At 64.1% G+C, this 16755-nt stretch carries 11 protein-coding genes and 1 tRNA gene; 6 read left to right on the forward strand and 6 right to left on the reverse strand.

Annotated features, from left to right (window positions below; translation table 11 throughout):
- Window positions 1–158: 158 nt before the first annotated feature.
- Window positions 159–236, reverse strand: a tRNA-Arg gene (locus KME79_RS43350).
- Window positions 237–483: 247 nt separating this feature from the next.
- On the opposite strand from KME79_RS43350, the gene KME79_RS43355 reads away from it, so the two are divergent.
- Window positions 484–1215, forward strand: coding sequence for a hypothetical protein (locus KME79_RS43355; protein ID WP_219552347.1), 732 nt, complete (start codon window positions 484–486; stop codon window positions 1213–1215).
- A 571-nt stretch (window positions 1216–1786) separates the two neighbouring features.
- Here KME79_RS43355 and KME79_RS43360 read toward each other — a convergent pair.
- Genes KME79_RS43360 through KME79_RS43370 form a run of 3 tightly spaced genes read right to left on the reverse strand, consistent with a single transcriptional unit; the run spans window position 1787 to window position 10795 of the window.
- Complete coding sequence (locus KME79_RS43360; RefSeq protein WP_219552349.1) at window positions 1787–4765, reverse strand: DUF499 family protein; 2979 nt, start codon at window positions 4763–4765, stop codon at window positions 1787–1789.
- A 52-nt stretch (window positions 4766–4817) separates the two neighbouring features.
- On the reverse strand, window positions 4818–7562 hold the full coding sequence (locus KME79_RS43365; protein ID WP_219552351.1) for a hypothetical protein: 2745 nt from the start codon (window positions 7560–7562) through the stop codon (window positions 4818–4820).
- Complete coding sequence (locus tag KME79_RS43370; protein WP_219552353.1) at window positions 7559–10795, reverse strand: helicase-related protein; 3237 nt, start codon at window positions 10793–10795, stop codon at window positions 7559–7561. The genes KME79_RS43365 and KME79_RS43370 overlap by 4 nt, the downstream gene beginning before the upstream one ends.
- A 380-nt stretch (window positions 10796–11175) precedes the next feature.
- Between KME79_RS43370 and KME79_RS43375 the strand changes: the two genes are divergently transcribed.
- A complete protein-coding gene (locus tag KME79_RS43375; RefSeq protein WP_219552355.1) occupies window positions 11176–11424 on the forward strand; it encodes a hypothetical protein in 249 nt (82 codons plus the stop codon).
- Between the two features lie 51 nt (window positions 11425–11475).
- Here KME79_RS43375 and KME79_RS46765 read toward each other — a convergent pair whose 3' ends face one another.
- Complete coding sequence (locus KME79_RS46765) at window positions 11476–11745, reverse strand: winged helix-turn-helix domain-containing protein (RefSeq protein WP_219552357.1); 270 nt, start codon at window positions 11743–11745, stop codon at window positions 11476–11478.
- 785 nt (window positions 11746–12530) lie between these two features.
- On the opposite strand from KME79_RS46765, the gene KME79_RS43385 reads away from it, so the two are divergent.
- Window positions 12531–13745 (forward strand): helix-turn-helix domain-containing protein, encoded by a 1215-nt coding sequence (locus KME79_RS43385; RefSeq protein ID WP_219552359.1) that lies wholly within the window; start codon window positions 12531–12533, stop codon window positions 13743–13745.
- A 187-nt stretch (window positions 13746–13932) separates the two neighbouring features.
- On the opposite strand, the gene KME79_RS43390 is transcribed toward KME79_RS43385, so the two are convergent.
- On the reverse strand, window positions 13933–14316 hold the full coding sequence (locus tag KME79_RS43390; RefSeq protein ID WP_219552361.1) for a GntR family transcriptional regulator: 384 nt from the start codon (window positions 14314–14316) through the stop codon (window positions 13933–13935).
- 142 nt (window positions 14317–14458) lie between these two features.
- Between KME79_RS43390 and KME79_RS43395 the strand changes: the two genes are divergently transcribed.
- Genes KME79_RS43395 through KME79_RS43405 form a run of 3 tightly spaced genes read left to right on the forward strand, consistent with a single transcriptional unit; the run spans window position 14459 to window position 16645 of the window.
- A complete protein-coding gene (locus KME79_RS43395) occupies window positions 14459–14788 on the forward strand; it encodes an SCO3933 family regulatory protein (protein WP_219552363.1) in 330 nt (109 codons plus the stop codon).
- A complete protein-coding gene (locus KME79_RS43400; RefSeq protein ID WP_219552366.1) occupies window positions 14781–16115 on the forward strand; it encodes an FtsK/SpoIIIE domain-containing protein in 1335 nt (444 codons plus the stop codon). Before KME79_RS43395 ends, KME79_RS43400 begins: the two co-directional genes overlap by 8 nt.
- Window positions 16116–16150: 35 nt before the next feature.
- The gene (locus KME79_RS43405) at window positions 16151–16645 is read left to right on the forward strand and encodes a DUF2637 domain-containing protein (protein WP_219552368.1); all 495 of its coding nucleotides are present in this window, start codon (window positions 16151–16153) and stop codon (window positions 16643–16645) included.
- Window positions 16646–16755: the final 110 nt, after the last annotated feature.

Raw genomic sequence — 16755 nt, forward strand, 5'->3', positions numbered from 1 at the left:
ACCTGCACATCCGCGTCGCCAACGCCGTCACCGGAGAACTCCTGCGCGAGCTGATCCTCGACCCCGCCCGCGACTACCAGCCCCAGGTAAACCCGAACAAGACGAAACCCTCGAACCCGTAGGTTCGGGGGTTTCCGATGTCCCGAGACATCACAGAGTGCCCCAGGCAGGATTCGAACCTGCGGCACCCGCTTTAGGAGAGCGGAAGCTCCTCAGCCCGCTTGAGCTGCTTGAGCTGGGCAATTAGCCTACTTGGCGGATGAGAGGGGCAAGATCATCCCGCATCTATCCCCTGTCTTGGCCACCCGGACAACCACGTCATCTGACGACAAGCGAAACCTGGACCACAGCGGACTATCCGCCACCGCTGGCCGCTTGTAGGGTTCGCAAACGTTTCCCCTCCGCTGGTGGTTAGCATCCACGGGGTAACCGTCAAGGAATGGCCCCCTGGCGTCGGCGCGCTCTTGAGGCGATAGTCAGGGAGTGAACTGGGCTCAGATCATCCCTGCACTCTTCGCCCTGGCTGGCGCGCTCGTTGGCAGCGCGGCATCTCTCCTCAGCACCCGCTGGTCGCAACGACAACAGGTGAAACTTGAACGCGAGCGTCGGGACCAAGAGCGCGAACGCGCCGCTCTCCTAAGTGCCCGAGAGGCCATCGTAAAGCTGATCCAGCTGCGCCCCAAGCCCAGCCAAGCCGTCGAGCTGCGGGACTATCGAGCATCCCTACGCCGCCGTCCTCGGCCGAACCCTGAAGCTTGGCCGCCAGAAGAGGACGACCAGGCATGGAAGGAGGAACGGGACGACCTACTCCTTCAGTTGAAGCTGGCCATCGACGAATTCTCCGATGCATCTATAAGGGAAAGACTTGACGAGATTCACCTCGTGTTGCACTTCGCAGACTTTTGGTGGAGGGAAATCGGTAGAGCCGAATCGTCTACCCGGGATGTCGTGACACATGACGCCCGCGTGCTTCTAGGGCGGATCAGTCGTGGAGAACCGCCAGGGGAGCTATCAGACACATCTCAAGATGCGCTTGCGAAGGTGCGTGACCAAATCGACATCCACGAAGAGATCCAAGAGCTACAAGAGAAGGAACGTGAACGGCGTTTCGCGGCGGAGTTGGAGAATCGACCTCCCGTACTCCGAGGAGAGGAGAAGCCTCCGCAAGATGAAAAGCTCGGTTCAGAACCAGCAGCTTCCGATAGTGATCATTAGGCTACAGAGTCAATTCATAGTTGTGGAGTTGTGACTGTCTGCTCTTTCTGGTCTATGCCGGAGGCAAGAGGTGCGGGCAGAGGGGCGGTACATCTCCGCCGAGCAGGAGCGACGTGAGCTGAGCGCCGCACAGTGAGCGCCGGTGGAGGCCGAACTGGGTTGTGGCGTTGGCGCACCGGACAGCCGATGACCAGCGCTTGAAGCTGTCCCGGATCAAGACGCTGATCGGCAGGCTCTTTCATGTTGGCTACACCATCGAGGGGGCCGGCAAGCAACTGCGGTCAACTCTCACGAACAAAACCAACGCGTGGTGGAGCGGACGAAGAGGCGACCACCGCAGGGAAAGAGCAGGTGTGGCTGGCCGTAAGCCATCGCGGCTGACCCCAGCCGCCTAGTCTGCTTTCGAGGACGAGGCAGTTCAGGGGGCGGAGGCCGCCCAAAAGAAAGAACCTGGGCGACCACTCTGGTGATTCCACCCACTTACCGGCCTCCAGGTGGAGATCACCTCCAAAACCTTCCGCAATCATCTCGTGTCGAAGGCAGACTCTGCCTCCGCGCATTGACGGGCTCGTCAGATGTCCTTGAAGGTCGCGGTGATCCCCAATTCCTCCAGCCGCTGGCGGAGCTGTCCGGCTGCCTCGGCCTGTAGCACCATCTGGATCGTGCCCTGCAGATAGCTGATCTGCCGTTCGTCCAGTGACATGTAGAAGGCCCGGAACAGAGCAGCGAACTTGTCGGCGGCATCGCCGCTGGCGAGCAGGTTGCTGGTGAAGGAGAAGGCGACCTGCTGATCCTTGGCAGATGGCTCGGGGTCGTCGCCACCTCCGCTGGGCTCGAAGGACCCGGTTTCTCCAGGTCCACCCGGGGAACCCAACCCAGAGTTTTCATCGTCTCCGGGATCACCCTCGGTCGCGCACGCGCCCTCATGGATTGGTCGGCCGCACTCTGCGCAGACCTTCGGCTGCGGCTTGACCAATCTCAGACCCGTGCTTGAGAGGTTGACCTGGCTGGGAGCGGTGACTGCTACTTCGGCGCCAGTTCCGTCGACGATGCTCACCAGCTCGCCGCTGACGGCATCGTAGATCGCCTGTTGAAGGTCCCGGTCGCCGCCGTACAGCAGCGGCAGTCGAGGGGCGCTGTAGAAGGCGGCCCGAATGTCGGAGAGGGTCTTGTCGTAGTCCTGCTCGCGCAGGTTGTGCACCAGGGCCCTGGCTCCGAACTCTCCAGCGTCGAAGACCTTGTCCCGATCTGCGAGCCCCTTCCAAATGCTGGTGCCGTCGAGCGCGGTGAGGTTTTCCTCGTCGAATGTCAACTGATCCAGATATCGTTCTCCGTTCGGGTCCGGCTGGGCGAGGAAGACGACGTGCTGGTAGGCCCGCTTGATGGACTTCTCCAACTGTTGCTTGGCGTCGCTGAGTTCCTTGGTGCCGGTGGCCTTGAGCTCGTCGTCGTTCTGGATTTCTGGCGCGGCAAGCGCCCGTTGCCGAGCCAGGTACTCGACTGCCATTCCGCGAGCCAGGCTGCGCCGCTGGGTGTTCGCCACCGCGAATACGGCGCTGCTGGCCCACTGCACGGGGAGTTGCTGAGCGCCCTGCCCGAGCCCCATCGCGATGGTCAGCGCCTCGATGGTCACCTCTTCCATGCCGTTACGCAGGCTGAATTGCGCGGGATCGAGCACAAACAACCGCGTGGTGTAGGCGGTATCCAGACCGCTGGTGGCCAGAACGTCGGCCGCAGGGCGTGTGAGATCAGCGGGGATGAACTTGTGGTCGCGAAACGGGCCGCTGCTAGCGATCTTCTTGGCGAATTCGGCGACGACCGCGTCCCGCTCGGCATGGGTGATGGTGCGCCGGATGTTACTGACCAGCATTCGATGGGTCAGACGGGTGGATAGGAAATACCGGGCTGGCTTGTTGTTGCCCTGGCCAGGCACGATGTCGAGCGCGCTCATGCCCCGTTCGGGGTGGACGAGGCTATCGACCACGATGTCGGCGTCGGTGATCGTGTAACGCACGTCCGGGACGGCGGTGGCCGCCTTGACTTCGGGTGCGCTGGCGCCGCGCCCGCGGCCGGGCCGCAGGGTGCCGACAATGCTGGCCAGGAAAACGAACGTGGCCGCACGCTCGGCCGCCCTCGGATTGGTGTCGTTCCACTGGAACGGGTCGCGCCCGAGGTCCTGCTTTCGGGCAGTACCATCCGTGCCATCGTGGTTGACGATCTCGATCTCGGCCAGACTCCGATAATTCGCGATCGTTCGGTCATCCTCGACCAGGCCGCTGCCGAGCAGCGCTTCTCGGACCGTGCTGTCCGACAGCGGCAGGTCGCCAGGGCCGATGAGCGCAGGTACCCAGCCACCCGACTTGCCGCGCTGTTGCAGGGCGTACACCGTGGCGGCGAAAATCCGGATCGTTGAGCGGACTCGCTGGAATCCGGTGACCTTGCTCCATTCCTCCTTGGCAAGGTTGATCAGCATGGGGTGAAACGGATAGCTGGCGGTGACCTCAGCCTTCCAGTTCTGCCGCCAGTCTGCTCCGATGGCGTCCCAGACGTTCTTGGCCCACGCCTTCTCCCCGTGCACGGACGTGAAAAGCGCAGCTGTGGCCGCGACCACCTCAGCGGCGGGCTCGGCGTCGAAGAGCCTTCGCCGCAGGATGTCGGCGAAGTCACCCACTTCGGTGACGGTGGCGGGAAGCCCATTGCGTTCGAGCAGGGTGTTGAGATCGTCGCGGCGATCCCTGCCGGCCTTGGACAGCGCGGTCTTGTCGGCATCAGAGGCGATCATCACGACGAGCATCGCGACATGTGGCACGTCGTTGACGACGTCGAGTAGCGCGCGCAGAAAAGCCATATCCTGGGCAGCCAGCTCGGGCTTGTTGACACCGTCAAGGCCGTTGCCGACGTAGTCGAGCACCTCATCGATAATGATCAGTACTGGCCGGTTCACGGCCCGTATGGCCTCGGCGATCTTGTGTTTATCGCTCCAGAACGGCAGGTAGCGCTCGTAGAGCGAATAGTCCTTGGCAAACAGCCGCCACAGGAAACGCTCGTAGAGGCTGGAAGCTGGGCCGTCGATCTCCTGTTTCCCCGCACCCGGGGTCATGTTGTCGCAGGGCAGCACAACGACGTGCGGATGCCCAAGGTCATTGGGCAACTCCCGCCCCAGCTTGGCACGCGCGCGTTCAGCGACTTGTTGACCGAGCTCAGTACTCAGCAGGGTCTCAGGGTTAGTGGCCAAGTGATAGGCACCGATGCAGGCGTGCGACTTGCCGCCGCCCATTCCCTGGTCGAGCCGGGTGACCGCCCGAGCCTTGAGATAGTCGGCACCGCCACCGACGCGGACGGCGATCTCGGTAAGCAGGTCGATGAGTCGTCCGGTGGGGTGGGTGATCTCCCCGTAGTAGCCTGCATTGGCGTACGGTGGTCGATCTGTCCCTTTGCTGTGCACGGCTCCGAACAGCGACATCTGCACGTCGTCGATCTGGCCGGACGCGCTGAGAATCTCCGGGCGAAGCTTGAGGGCCTTCCACCAAGGCGTCACATTCGCCGTCACGGTAGTTCTCCTAGTTTGTAAGACGCACAGACGTAGGGGTCGCTCATCGCCGTCAGATCAACCTCAGCTGAGCGTCATCGACCTCTTGGCGGAGGATATTTTCGCGGTTGCTCGCCGCGACCGACTCAGCCGCGCTGCTGATCCCTGTTCTGGTTCGCAGTACGCGGGTCAGTGCGACGGAGTCCGGGTCATTGGCGGGAAGTCGATCGGCAAGGAACTGGATGGCCGACCACAGATGGGTGTCGTCCCCTGTTCGCCCCGCGGCGATCAGTACCTGACCCATAGCCTGCAGCCCTTCCTCCGATGCGGCGGCGAGCGCCAAGGCTACGTCGATGACGGCCGAGTCGCCATTGATCTTACCGACATGCTCACGAGACGTTATGAAACAGACGCCTTTGCCGGCATCGGCCACCAGATCACGGACCGCCGTCAGATCGAGCGAGGAGGCGAGGGCCTGCCACCGCAGCTCAGACTTCGCTTGGGGCTGACGGCCGTACAGTCTCACCCACCACAGCGCGAAACGGGTTCGGGTGTCAAAGGCATCCAATGGCTCGTGGTTGATCTCGACCGCCATGGCCTCCTGGACTGCTGCACGCGCCAGCGGCAGGAACGTATAGATGTCGACGGGTTCGCCCTTGGCATCGAGAACCTCGCTGTAGCGGCCGACTGCTTCCATTGCGGGCCCCGCCGCTGCCATCAACATGTCCGCAGGGGCGAGGCCCCACCGCTCCCAGTCGAGGTAGCGCTTCTTAATCTCCGACTTGATCTCGGCTTCGACAACACCCTTCCTGCCTACAGGGCGTCCAGAAGGGGCGGGGCGGCACGCCATCGTCAGAGTCGTGACGATATTGGTGAAGCCAACCTTGCCGCCCGCTTCCGTCTTGGCTGGCCACGCGCCCGTGAGGACGAGCCCAGCATCGTGGATCGCGGTGAGCAGCCGTTGCCAGACCTCCGGCTCTCCGTGGCCGAACACAATAGTGACAACGCCGTCTTGTGCGACTACGCGCTGTGCCTCTCTAAATGCTTTGGTAATCAGAGAGTCGTAATGCTGGCGATCGCGGTGGTCGTTGTTGCTTGTCCCGCCCTTCTTGACGATGATCTCTTCTTGTTTCTCCTGCACACCGAATTCATGTGCAGTCATGCCCAATTCCGGCCAGGAGTCGACGAGGGCGCGTTTGATCCAGACGTAGAACAGATCGCTTGCATCGCTGTAGTCGATCATCGCGTCGTAAGGGGGGTCGGTGACGACAGCGGTGATACTGCGGTCCCGGTATGGGAGACTGATCGCCGAGCCGCGCGATACCTCGCAGGGGACGGCACTGTGAAGCGGCATGGTCGTCTCAAGTGCTTTGAGAGTGCCGTCGGCCACAGATGCCCAGCTTCCAGGCCCATCGGCCAGGCCAACCTCAAAATAGTCGAACGAGAAGTTGAGGCTCGATTCAGTGGCGAAGAGGTCGTTGACCTTATTGAGTTTGGGATCGAGTGTGCAGCCACGAGTGGCACGTCGGATCTTCCTAGCCAGAACTGCGGCAGCGTAACCCGTAAGGGCCCGAATGTAGTCGTCGCTGTTCCCGTTCTTGGCCAGTTCCCCACCCATGTCGCGGATGCACTTGGCCAATGTGATGAACGACAGCGTCTGGCGGGCGTTCATCATATCGCCGTAGGTACGGGCTCCGTAAACGGTCGCTTGAACGGTCCAAGTATTCCCCGCGGGAATCCGCTCGTCGGGTGCGGCGGCGAGGAACGGCCCAAAGCGGGGCTCTTCGCCCAGAGCGGTCGTGGCGGCTTCGATGGCGTCGAGTTCCTCCCGCTCCAGCGGGCGATAGGACTTGCCGAGGTCCGGGTCGATGTCTGCGGCAAGTAGTGGCGCATCGCGAGCCAGATCCTTCTCGAAGATGCGCATCTGCACCTGACGGTCATGCGCGTGTGTACAGAAGGGGCACACGGCCAGGCGGCCGTTGCTGTCGTACTTGCTCTTACCGGGTGGGACCTGCCGTGTGGGCGCCCGTCGTGGGGAACCTTCGTGAACCACAACGGACCAGGTGCCGCTTTCGGTTTCTGCGTCGATGTAGTACGACTGTCCAGGGTCGTGGAAGGTTTCCTTCGTGGTGCGGTTCTTGCGCTTGCTGGCCTTGCGCAAATCGAGTTGGCCGATGAGGGGGAAGTACCGTGAGCACTCCTGGCAGGGAATCGTGATCGCCCAGAGGTACCCCCAGGGGTCACGACCTGCGACCTGCGGGTAATACTCCTTTAGCGCGTCACGGTGGCGTATGTCGATCTCGTTGAGCACCGCTGCAACATCTTGCACGAGCCGTGGCCGAGTCTCTATGAGGGTCGTGCCCTCCTTGAGGTAGGGAATCGCCGGTTCGTCGTCCCAGATCCGGCAGGGATAGTCCGTGAGTAGTCGAGAGGCCAGTACAGCAACCGGGCTGTAGTCCAGTGCGTGAGCGCTGATGCCAAGCCGTGCTGCTTCCAGCGGAATCATTCCTCGTCCGCTGAAGGGGTCGAGGGAGCTCGCGCCATCACCCTCACTGCGGACAACCTCGCGCCGGATCTCCTCAGCCTTCGCGTACCGGCCCGTCATCGCCTCGCGGACCAATTCCTGGAGCCGTTGCTGCTCAGCAGGGTCGTCGGGCCAGGGCAGCAGTGAGCAAATGGTCGCTGCCTTGGCTTGGGCGGAGGGACGTTTGGCGAACCAGGTCATCACACCGACTTCGGCGTTACCACTGCCCCATCCTGATCGGCTGTTGGCGCTGACCTCTGCACAGGGGAACCATCGTTCGATCATGCGGGTCATACGTTGCTCCCTGGTGCGTTCTTAAGACTGCTGCCGGGGACGCGGAAGATCGCGCTCCCGACCATGTCGTCGGCAAAAAGTGTGGCGGGGTCTTGATAGGCGCCGAAGAAGCGGCCCCTTCCATCGGCGCACTGGTCGACTACGTAGAGCCAGTACTCCTTGCGGTGCTGGGTCGCGATGAGGACTTCGTTGCCGGTCATCCGGATGCCCTCGCTGGCTGCGCTGCCTAGTACGCCCTTGACTTCGATGTGACGGACCTGGCTGTTACGGCGAGCCTCCAGGTCGTACCCACGGCTTTCGGTGTGGACGTCCTCGACCACCCAGCCGTCGTTGACGAGCAACTGTTGGACGTGCCGCATGGAGACCAGTTCAGCGTCGATCTCAGCCTTGACACTGATATCCGCTGCCGCCAGGACGCGCATGCGCCCGACAAGCTTCGGCTCGGTGAGGCGAACGTCCGCGAGACGTTCGAGTTCTGCGAGTCGCTGCGCAGTCTGGGCCTGGAGTTGCCGCCGCAGTTCCAGCCGTGTGTCGCGGTCGTTGATCGTCTCAGTCAGACTCAGCGGCAGGTTTGTCAGATCCCTGCGCGCCTGGGCGAACCAGTCGGAGCGGACCTTCTGATGTTCGGCGATGGTCTGCGCTGCCACGATGTTGGCTGCCGCGTCCGCGCTGTTCTCACGCGCTGGGTGTGGTGCGGTGCCGTGCTGGTCAGTGGCCACGAGGTTGGCCAGGGCTTCCCATCGAACAGGCCGGGCATTGCCGCTGTCGTCAACCTTGATCAGGGTCGCCCACACACTGGCCCGCTTGCCGTCGTTCTCCGTCAGTGTCGCCTCGTACGCATAAAGATCGTAGGGGGTGAGGCTGGTGGGGTCGGCTGCGGCGCCGGACTGGTATAGGTCTTCGGCCAGACGCGCTGCGGCCAAGTCGATCAAATCCGGGAACCCGGGCTCTCCGGGCCCAAGCGTGATGGTGTCGCCGATATCGATACTTCCCTCAGCCTCACGCACCGCGTCCCCGCTGGTGGCGATGTGGACCTCGCTGGCACCACCCAGGCTGAGAGGGAACTTGGAACCGCCGGCGAGGGACAGCCGCCGGAACCCGACTCCCGCAGCGGTTGGCGCCGATCGCAGGACTCCGGCGGCCATGAGCCGGTCGAGGTACGCCTCGACGATGGCAGGGTTGATCCGCGCGAACAGGTCGCGCTGAAGCAGTGTCAGCGCGGCTACCGCATCGACCTGGCTGGCCAAACGCCGCTCGTTGTCTCGGACCTGTCGGGCCACCCGGGCGAGCTCCTGAGCTTGTACGGCACGGCCAGCGTCGATCGCCTGCTGCTTCTTGAGCTCATCGTCGCCGTACAAGTCGGAGAGCCATTTGTCGTAGTCGACGCCCGTGAGCTCGGCGACCGCAGACAGGCTGTCGAACATCTGGCCGCGTAGCTCGTTCGCCGCCGTGACGAAGTTATCCAGCAGCCGCAGGAGGGTCTCACCTTCACGTGTATCGGTGGCGACCAGGTTGTACAGGAAGACGTCGCGTTGCTGCCCGACCCGGTGGATGCGGCCCATCCGTTGTTCGAGGCGGACCAGAGACCATGGGATGTCGTAGTTGACCAGGACGCGCGCGGCCTGTAGGTCGATGCCCTCATTACCGGCGTCGGTGGTGACGATGACTTGGAACTCACTGCGCATGAACGCCTTGCGGACCTCGTCGCGTTCAGGCTTGCTCTGCCGACCCGAATACAGCCGGGCGCTGTAGCCTTGGGCGCCGAGTCGTTCGGCGATCCACTCTGCGGAGTCCGCGTATTCAGTAAAGATCACGGCCTGCTCACCGTTCCCAGGGTGAATCCCGTGCTTGGCCAAACAGTCGTCGTGGAGCCGGCTCCATTTCGAGGGCCGCCATCGGGGATCCCTGATCGTGGCGTCGATCTGATCCGCAAGGTTCTTGATCGCGGTCCGTTCGGCCCTGGAGGAGGTAGAACTGGCGTTGACGATCCTCGCCTCGTCCGCTTCGGCTTCGTCACCGGGATCCGCACTTTCGGCGATCAGCGCGGCCTCAGCTTCACTCATCGCTCCCATGTGGTCATAGCGCCTGCGTAGGGTCTCGGCGAGGGCGTACAAGCTGGAGGCCGCGCGCTTGCCGTAGACCATGCGGGCGAGCCGCTGCGCGGTCGGGGGAAAGAACTGGTCGACCATCTGCAGAGCAGCCTGGTAGTAGCTGTACTCGATCTGCGACAGCGGGACGTTGTGGTTCTGGGCCGTGCGGCCCTTGAACAACCTCGTCTTACCGTCGTAGTCGACCAGGTCCTCCTTCATTCGCCGGAGGAAGTGGATCGGACCGGGCCGCAGGGCGTTGAGCTCGACACTGGGATCACTGCCCGGATCCGGATAGATCTCGGGGTCGACGAGGTGAAGCAGATGCCGAAAGAGCCATTCCTTACCCCGGTGCGGGGTCGCAGTCATCAAAACCGCGCGCGGGGTGTTCTTCGCCAGTAGCCGCCCGACCTGATGGAATCCGGCCGCAGTCGGCGTCAGCCGGTGTGCTTCGTCGAACACCACCAGATCCCATCCGGCCTTGTCCGGGCGGATGGCGTCTTGGACCGCTGGGTTGACCGCCGCCAGTTCCAGCGACACCACCCACAGGTCATTGGAGTTCAACGCGTCCTCACGCACGGTGGCCGAGGTGAGCTGGCGCAGACCGCCGCCCAGGAGGCGCTGGAAGTCATCCACCCACTTTGTGGCGAGGTTCGCAGGACAGACGATGATTGCGCGCTTGACCAGCCCCAGACGCTGCATCTCCCGGATGTACAGGCCGGCCATGATTGTTTTTCCGGTGCCTGGCTCATCGGCCAGGAGGAACCGTAGCAGCGGCTGTGGCAGCATCGCACCGTAGACGGCGGTCGTCTGATGCGCGTACGGCTTCAACGGCGTCGACGCCATCGCGCTGGATTCGGCGTTGGTGGCCGCAGCGTCCATCCATCGGGTCCACATCGCGGCCAGCACCCTGGCGGAATCAGCCCGTCCGTCGCTGACTAGCGGCCGTACCGTGACTCTGTCACCAGCCGCGAGATTCACCTCGTGTCGGCGATCCTCTTCATCAACAAGAATGAGGTCCCATGACCCCGGCTTGTCCCCCGGGAGCGCGAACCGGATCGTCGCGAACTCGGGCACCCCGTCCTTCTGAACCCGGACCCGCTGTCCCCGTTCAAACACCACTTCTCCATCAGATCGCATGCTCATACGCGCGCCTCGTAGCTGGTCCGAATCTATAGAGCCAGCATCGGGTTGAGCACCAGCACAGCCTTGATCATGTCGGCCTCGTGCTGACGACCAACCATCCACTCAAGCGAAACCGCCCGTCGACCTCATACGAGGCCATAGTTTCCGACATCGCCGACTCCAAGAAATCGCTGCAAGACTCTGCATGGAGGTACGCCAGAAGGCTACTCGTGCGGTAGACCCCACGGCGTTACATGGCCCGCACTCGCTGAGGCCGGTACCACGTCATTCGGTGGCAAGGCCCGACGAAGGAGGGCCGCGGCAGTCGATCGCCCCAGCCCCGTACGGTATAGACCGAAGTCGGCGATCGTCACGGCAGGGACCCCTGAATAACCGGCTTCTTGGAGAAGAAGGACAAGGCTTATGAGCGCGTGGGCGGCGTTGCCCGCGACCGGCCGAAGAGCCGCAGCGCGGGCAGCGACCGCCCAACGCGCGGCGGGGCGCCGCAGGCGGCACGCCTTGAAACCGTGGAGAAAGTTCTCATCCGGTTGAGCCGTTGCGGCTCTGAGCTGGTCTTTCTCAGTCACACCGTGCAACAGACAGTCTCGGTTGATGTCTCGCTCCTGGGCCGTCCTAAGGGCGGCAGTTGACGCCTGTCACTGGAGGCCGCTCGGTTGTACCGCCTGATCCCTGGCTGGCACCTATCCCTCAGCGGACTCAGTTGAGGTGACGAAGCTGCCGAGGTTGGGGACGGTGTAGATCTTGCCGGCGGCTCTGAGGCGTTCCATGGCCTTGCGTATGGTGGGGCGGGAGACTCCGAACTCTTCCATGAGCTTGACCTCGGAGATCTTGAACTTGGTTCCCCATTCTCCTGAGTCGATCCGCTCCATGAGGACTTCGAGGATCTGCTCCCAGCGGGAACGGTCCTCTTCGTACTCCCAGGTGCGTGTGTGCTCGACGTATCTGGCCACGGTATGAGAATAGGAGGGCGTTTCATGCACCTTCAGTTCGGATCGTGGCATTCCATTGAGCTGCATGAAGCTTCATGGAGTGGACAGGGGCTTACAGGATTGGTAGCTTGGTGACATGGCGTTGGTGAGCGACGGTTCAGAGCCCCTCCGGGTGGGGCTCCGCCCGTGCGCTCCGGCCGGCCGCCCCGTGAGGGTGCATCGCGCGGCTAGAGCTGGCTACCGCTCACCAGCGCCTACCCCTGTGTTCGCGGCCTGGCTCGGCGTCGCCGACTAGGGCGCCCCTGAGCTACGGAGGTTGATGGACCTGTGACCCCGCTCGACGATCTTCATGGCAGGCATCCCGCCTCACCCCGGCCACACGCGCTCGCTGTGAGATGGTCGCCCCATCAGCCGCAAGCAACCAGAATCCGCGTCCGCGACTACACCTGTGAATGCCTGGACGTGGTCTTCGAGCAGTGCCGGGCCGGCGGGCTCGCCTTTGTTCGGCGCTATGACCGGTCGGTCTTTCCGTGGGTGATCACCGAGAGTCCGTGGGAGAGGGTCCGCGACACAGAGCTGTTGTGGCGGCAGCTTATGACTGGGAAGGCGAGGTAACGACGCACCGGGTCAACCACCAACCGCGCACTCAGCGTCACGATTTATCGCTGATCTGTGACGAGCGTTTCCGCAGGTCGAAGGCTGACCTGCGGTTTCGCGCGCCCGCCGACTGGCAGTTTTTCTGCCAGTGACGCAGGTCACCCGCCTTATCGTCGAAGCAAGCGACGGCGAGAGGAAGGGGCTCGGACGTGGCAACAGAGTATGCGACGCAGGGTCAGCGGATCGCGCGGGCTCGTCACCGTAAGGGCTGGGATCAAGCAACTCTCGCCGAGAAGATCGGCCGTTCTGTCTCCTGGCTGTCGAAGGTGGAGAACGGGCGGATGCCGCTGGACCGGATGAGCGTCGTCGGCCAGCTCGCCGAGGTACTCGGGATAGAGGTCGCCGAGCTGACCGGCCAGCCGTACCAACACGAGACGCCCGAACTCGACTCCGGTCACGCGGCGGTTCCGGGACTACGGCTCGCCCTGCAGCAAGCCTCGCTTCCCGGCGGCGTCATGTTGCCGACGGCCCGGGAGCCGCGGAGCTTGCAAGAGTTGGAGGCGAACGTTCGCCTGGCCGAGCTGCTTCGCCAGGACGCCAAGTTCACCGCCCTGGGTAAGGTGCTGCCCAAGATCCTCACCGACCTGATCGCGATCATTAGCAGCTCTTCCGGAGATCGCGACCGGGCCGAGGCGTTGATGCTGCGGGCCTGTCACATGGCCCGGGTGTCGTCGAACCTGCTGGGACACCATGATCTCGGCTGGACGGCGGTACAGCGCGAACTCGTCGCCGCTCAGCACGTGGGTTCGCCTGAGCTGATCGCGGCGGCAAGCTGGGATCTGTGCGGGGTGTGGCTGCACGAAGCACAGCTCGACCCGGCCAAGGACGTGGCTCTGTCGGCGCTGAACCAGATCGAGCCGCATGTGAGCGGAAACGACACGGTCAAGGCGATGTGGGGTGCTCTGCATCTGAGGGCCGCCGTGGCGTACTCCCGGCTATGGGATCAGCGAGAGGCGGAGGACCACCTTGAGGAGGCTCGCCGCGTCGCCGAGGTCCTGCCGCGCGACGGCAACGCATTCCAGACCCAGTTCAACCGTGTCAACACCACTATCCACGCCGTCGAGGTCAGCATGGAGCTGGGTCGTCCGCGTGAGGTCATCTCGCGGGCCGAACACGTCGAGATCGCCGAGATCGCCTCGTCCGAACGCCAAGCTCACTACTGGACCTGCACCGCGGCCGGTTACCACATGAACAGGAAGGAGAACGAAGCCGCAGATGCTCTGCTCCGTGCCGACCGGATCGCGCCTCAGCACGTCCGGAACCGTCCGTTGGTCCGCAACATCGTGCGCGACCTGCGAGACAGCGGCAAGCTGCATCGTCAGCGCGAGATCCTCAATCTCGCAAAGGTGATGCGGCTGCTCTGAGCGCGACGACGGAGGGCCATCCGCGCAATGGCTCCCCACCCATCAGGTAACCCGGGGGCGCTTCGGCGTCCTACCTACACAATGGGGTGGTACGTGGGTCTCAGTGAGACTGAACGACAGATCTTGCTTCGCGAGCTGGCGGAGATAACCGTCGACCTGGCCGAACTCCACCAGCGCGCGATCAGGATCACTTCTCGGCTTGATCAGGGCGAGTCCGAGCGTCTAGCTCGTCCAGCCTGACCGCCAGCTTGCTCATGTGCTGACGGATCTCGCGCAACTGCTCGGAGATGATGCGGAACTCTTCGCTGTGCTCGCCGGGGGAGGGGGCGGCTTCGACATCGTCAGGGGTGCGGGTGACGAAACTGCCCGACCCCTGGCGAGTCTCGATGAGCCCTTCGTCGCGGAGTACAGCCAGGGCATTGCCGATGGTCATCATGGCCACGCCGTACTGTTCGGACAGCTCGCGTGCCACGGGGATCTGCTCTCCCACGGCATACCGGCCTGAGGCGATGTCGCGCCGGATGTCTTCGGCAATCCTCAGGTACGGCCGGCGCCGGTCAGTGGTTGCCATGACTCCACAGTAGACGTTCTAGATGCCTAGGTCTCTGGGCAACCTGTAACCAATCTCGAAAAGATCATGGCGTTCTCGGTTTGTAGAGCTAGATATCTAGGTATCTTGATATCTAGTACGACCACTCAAAGGAGTTGCAACAATGCGCACCGTCCCCATCCCTGTCGACACGAACAAGCTCACGATCACCTGCGTGAAGGCCCCGCGCCCGCGCGTGCTCAACCGCGACACCGGTGAGATCAAGACCGACAAGAACGGCAACACCGTCTACGAGGTCACCGTCTCCGTGGAAGACGAGCTCGGCCGGATCGAACTCGTCAAGATCGGTATCACCGGAGAGCCGCCCATCAAGGCCGGCGACCCGGTCAACGCGGTAGGCCTGCTCGGCTACGTCTGGGAGATGGCCGGACGGTGGGGGATCTCTTACCGCGCCACCGCGCTCCTCGCGATGCGGGAGGCCGCCGATGTCTGACCTGCTCTGGTGGGCGCTCGGGGTCCTGGCCGCTATCGCGGCCGGGCTCTGGGCCTGGCGCCGCTGGCACTACCGGTCCTTCTGGCTCGTCGTCGGCTTCCCGATCACGGCCATCACTGTGCGGGCCACGTGGCGCAAGGTCGCGCTCGGCTGCGGTCTGACCAAGAAGCGGCAGCGCTTCTGGTTCACCACCGTTCCTGGCCTGGTCTCCTCGACCGGCGTCATCCGGGTCAAGCGCCGCTTCCAGCGGATCGCCGTCGACACCAAGCCGTTCATGTGGCTGCCCCTGCCGACCCGGCACGGCTGGCGGGTCACCCTGCACACCCTGGAAGGACAGATTCCGGCCGACTACGCCGACGTCGCCGAACGGCTCGCGCACTCCTGGGGCGTGCACGCTGTCCGGGTCTCCTCCGACAAGCCCGGACGGGTGCGGCTGGCCGCGACCATGCGCGACCCGCTGGTTACCGTCGACCAGCTCCCGGCCTCGACCGAACTGCTCAAGGTCACCGTCGGCAGGTTGGAGACCGGTGGGCCGTGGGTCGTCGACTTCAAGACCGTCCCGCACTGGATCAACGCCGGAGCCACGCAGTCCGGCAAGTCCAACCTCGCCAACGCCCTCATCGTCGGCCTCGCACCGCAACCGGTCGCCCTGGTCGGCTTCGACCTCAAGGGCGGGGTCGAGTTCACCCCGTACGCGCCGCGCTTGTCGGCGCTGGCCACCTCGCGGGCCGAGTGCGGTGGGCTGCTCGATGACCTGGTGGCGCTCATGACCGACCGGATGGGCGTGTGCCGGATGGCTGGCGCCCGCAACATCTGGCAACTCCCGCCCACCATGCGGCCGGTCCCGGTCGTGGTCCTGGTCGACGAGCTGGCCGAGCTCTACCTGATGGCCGACAAGAGCGAGAAGGACGAGATCGCCAAGACCTCCACGGCGCTGCTGAGGGTGGCGCAGCTCGGGCGGGCGTTCGGCATCTACCTGTTCTGCTGCGGCCAGCGGATCGGCTCCGACCTCGGGCCCGGCGTCACGGCGCTACGGGCGCAGTGCTCGGGCCGGATCTGCCATCGGGTCAACGACCCGGAGACCGCGACCATGACGCTCGGCGATCTGGATCCCGCCGCGCTGGATTCCGCCCGCGCCATCCCGTCCGAGACGCCCGGCGTGGCCATCGTCGCCAGCCAGGACGGCCAGTGGTATCGCGCCCGCTCCTTCTACGTCAGCGAAGCCGCGGCCGAACACGCCGCCCACGCCTATGCCGGCCTCGCCCCGTCCTGGGCGGATGTGATGGCCGCGCAGCCTCAAGAACTGCCCGACTCGCAGACCGCCTGACCGCCTGACCGCCTGATCAGAAGGGAGGAACCGTGATGTGCCGCTTGGCCGCCTGGCTGCTCGACACCGGTCCGGTCCTCGTCCTGGCCCTCATCGCGGGCGCGGGCTCGTTCACCCACATCCGCGACACCGCGACTGAGCACGGTCAGCACGGTTGGATGGCTTGGGCCGTCGCCGTCTGCATCGACCTGACCTGCCTCATGGCCGCCCGCGAACGCCAGCGCGACAAGAAGACCGGCCGCATCCGGCGGGGCCCGATCTCCTGGCCGGTGCTCGTCCTGGCAGGTGGCGTCGTGCTGTCGCTGGCCGCGAACCTGCAACAGGCCGACCCGACCGTGTGGGGCTGGATCACCGCAGCCACCCCGGCCGCCGCGTTCCTCGTCGCCGTCTCCATACTGGAGCGCCGCGCCGCCGCCAGCCGCCTGGAGCCGTCCCCGGACGTCTCGCAGACGTCCCCGTCCTGGACGGCAGCGTCCCCGCCAGTCCCCGAACGTCCGCAAGCCGTCCCGTATGAGAGGGCGGTTCGATAGTTGATGCCCCTTTCGCCGTTGCGATTGGGTGAGGCGGGCTGGTCAAGTGACTCGTAGCGGAGCTACGGACGCGGCTGAGCGAACAACCCCGGCTCGGATTCGACGAGGAC

The organism is Nonomuraea harbinensis, assembly GCF_019396385.1.
Lineage (GTDB): Bacteria > Actinomycetota > Actinomycetes > Streptosporangiales > Streptosporangiaceae > Nonomuraea > Nonomuraea ferruginea.

Bases quoted from the DNA above. Each gene is read 5' to 3' on its own strand.
- KME79_RS43365 (WP_219552351.1), bottom strand. From the start codon at position 7,562: ATGACCCGCATGATCGAACGATGGTTCCCCTGTGCAGAGGTCAGCGCC.
- KME79_RS43370 (WP_219552353.1), bottom strand. From the start codon at position 10,795: ATGAGCATGCGATCTGATGGAGAAGTGGTGTTTGAACGGGGACAGCGG.
- KME79_RS43390 (WP_219552361.1), bottom strand. From the start codon at position 14,316: ATGGCAACCACTGACCGGCGCCGGCCGTACCTGAGGATTGCCGAAGAC.
- KME79_RS43395 (WP_219552363.1), top strand. From the start codon at position 14,459: ATGCGCACCGTCCCCATCCCTGTCGACACGAACAAGCTCACGATCACC.
- KME79_RS43400 (WP_219552366.1), top strand. From the start codon at position 14,781: ATGTCTGACCTGCTCTGGTGGGCGCTCGGGGTCCTGGCCGCTATCGCG.
- KME79_RS43405 (WP_219552368.1), top strand. From the start codon at position 16,151: ATGTGCCGCTTGGCCGCCTGGCTGCTCGACACCGGTCCGGTCCTCGTC.